Annotated in this window: 1 protein-coding gene; it reads left to right on the top strand. The window is 35.9% G+C overall.

The features are described 5' to 3' along the window. Positions 1 to 595 precede the first annotated feature (595 nt). Positions 596 to 2,125: a polysaccharide deacetylase family protein gene (locus B2C77_RS00410; RefSeq protein ID WP_077701820.1), complete on the top strand. Its 1,530-nt coding sequence runs from the start codon at positions 596 to 598 to the stop codon at positions 2,123 to 2,125. Positions 2,126 to 2,393 lie beyond the last annotated feature (268 nt).

The following is a 2,393-nucleotide window of genomic DNA, read 5'->3' on the forward strand; positions in this document are numbered from 1 at the left end:
GATAGATCTATTCCGTAAATACATACAGTGTCGCTGTTGCTAATAGTTTAATTGTATAATTTTTCCAAATGGACAGACCACCTTTGTTTAGCCTTTGTCTTTTTGGCAAAAAATCCTGCAAAGATGTTTACTGAATTTTCAAACCATATTTATGCAATGCTAGTGGAGATACATATTTTAATTATAGTTTGATAGATTGCTGCTGGTTATCTATAAACTATTTTTGCTTGGAAAGGAAGGCTGATATGTAAGGTGAAGCGTAAGGAGCTCCCTTTCTCTATTTAGAGTAGGGGCATTTTCTAGAGTTAGTGCATTTTTAGACAGTGCAAAAGTGTATTTGTCTTATTGTAAAGGTGATTTGAAAGTATATCGCGCATGTAAGGTGCTATAAGATTTTCAATTTAGAAGGGCTAAATGAATAAAAGTCTATTGGCTATACTCTTGTAGTGCTAACATTCGGTAGGGACGGAAGAAAGTTCATATTGATGAAAGTTTGACTTCATGCAAAATTATTATGTTTCACTCATTTATCCATGTGACATATTCACGCCTTCATATCACCACAGATACACAGTAAGCAAAAGGAGTATTAGTGATGAAGCCCACTAAATTGACATACGGAATACTGATAGTTATCGGATTGATTGCTATTGGACTAATAGTTAGTTCATTGTTTAAATCTATAGATAAGGATGTTGCTGCTACCCATACTACGGCTAGTAGTGAAAAAAAAGCGCATCCCAATTATCCAGAAGTTCAGGTTGTTACTGAAAAAGCACATGACAAAGTATATAGCATGGAGATTGATTATCCGCAGTTTCAGAGTAAGAAATTAAACAAAAAAATGAATGCCTTTGTAAAAATGGCTAAAGAGGATTTTTTACACAATGTAGAAGAAAATAAACAACAATTAAAGAGTCAAGAGGCGAGACTCGCTATCCGTTCAGACATGCAAAAGTTTTCAGATCACATTTATTCTGTAGCAATCCATGAAAAGAGTTGCTTACATGAAAAGCAATGTCAAGATTTATCTGACATCGTTATAGTAGATAGCAAGAATAATAATTACATAAACCAAACAGAGATCTTACAAGATACAGAACAGAACCGAGGTACTCTTTTTCAATTGCTAAAGCATGCGTTTGAACAATCTGATAAATATAGTGAACATTTTTCTAGTAAAAAGTTATCGGAGTGGGTCTATGATAAGGACAACAATTTTTCCAATATGTATCTTGCAGATGAATCGATAGTTTTTCAGTTTGATAATAATAAAGTGATAGATAAAGAAGCGGAAATCACTATCCCTTTTTCGAAAATGCAAGATGTACTAACAGATGAGTGGAAAGATATGATTAGACATGAAAGCACTGAGGGTAGTGATAATACAGAGAATAGTAAAAGTACCGTGAATAAAGAAAATACCAGGGATAATGATAGTACAGAGAATAATAAAAGCACGGAGGATAAAGAAGACACGGAGGATAAGCAAGAGGATTCGGCTATAAAGCAGGAAGAAAAAAATTCAAATTCTCCCTCAGTTAATCAAGAAAAGCATCCTTCTTCGAATCAGAAGCGAGTTGCTCTTACATTTGATGATGGTCCACATCCGCAAAACACCCCAAAGGTGCTTGATTTACTAAAACAGTATAACGCAAAAGCAACATTTTTTATGCTGGGAAATAAAGTAACTGCAAATGCAACCGTCGTTAAAAGAATGAAGGATGAAGGGCATGAATTAGGTAACCATACCTGGGATCATAAAGATTTAACAAAATTAGGTGTAGCAGGAATAAGACGAGAAATAGAACAGACCAATGAAGCCATCCGTAATGCTGCTGGTAAAAACCCCACTTTATTTCGTCCACCGTATGGAGCGACAAATGGAAATATAGAAAAAATTGTAGGTTTACCATCCATTCTTTGGACTGTTGATACACGGGATTGGGAATCACTTGATCCAGTAGCAATTTTAAATGAAGTGAAAAGTCATACAACAGATGGTTCTATTTTGTTAATGCATGATATACATACATCTACTGTAAATGGGTTGAAATCCGTATTGGATTATTTAGTTGGAGAAGGTTATGAATTTGTAACTGTTTCGGAAATAATTAAAACTTAGAAGAAGGGGCTGTTACACAATCAATTACCTGATTGTGCAACAGCCCCTTTTAGGTGCGCCCTGCATGGACGAAAACTTGGTGGTGAAAGTCCACTACAGGCTTGGCAGTAGGAACTGTTAGCGAAAGACAAGGTGGCTATCGCGAGGTAGTGGCTGAAGGAAGTCGGACGCAAACTCCTGAACTGACGAACAGAAACTAGATAGAAGGCTGAATTAGGTCGGATAAGGTTGCCTAACAAACTGAAGTCCAATACTGCCCGAAACCTAT

This window comes from Virgibacillus dokdonensis, assembly GCF_900166595.1.
Classification (GTDB): Bacteria; Bacillota; Bacilli; order Bacillales; family Amphibacillaceae; genus Virgibacillus; species Virgibacillus dokdonensis.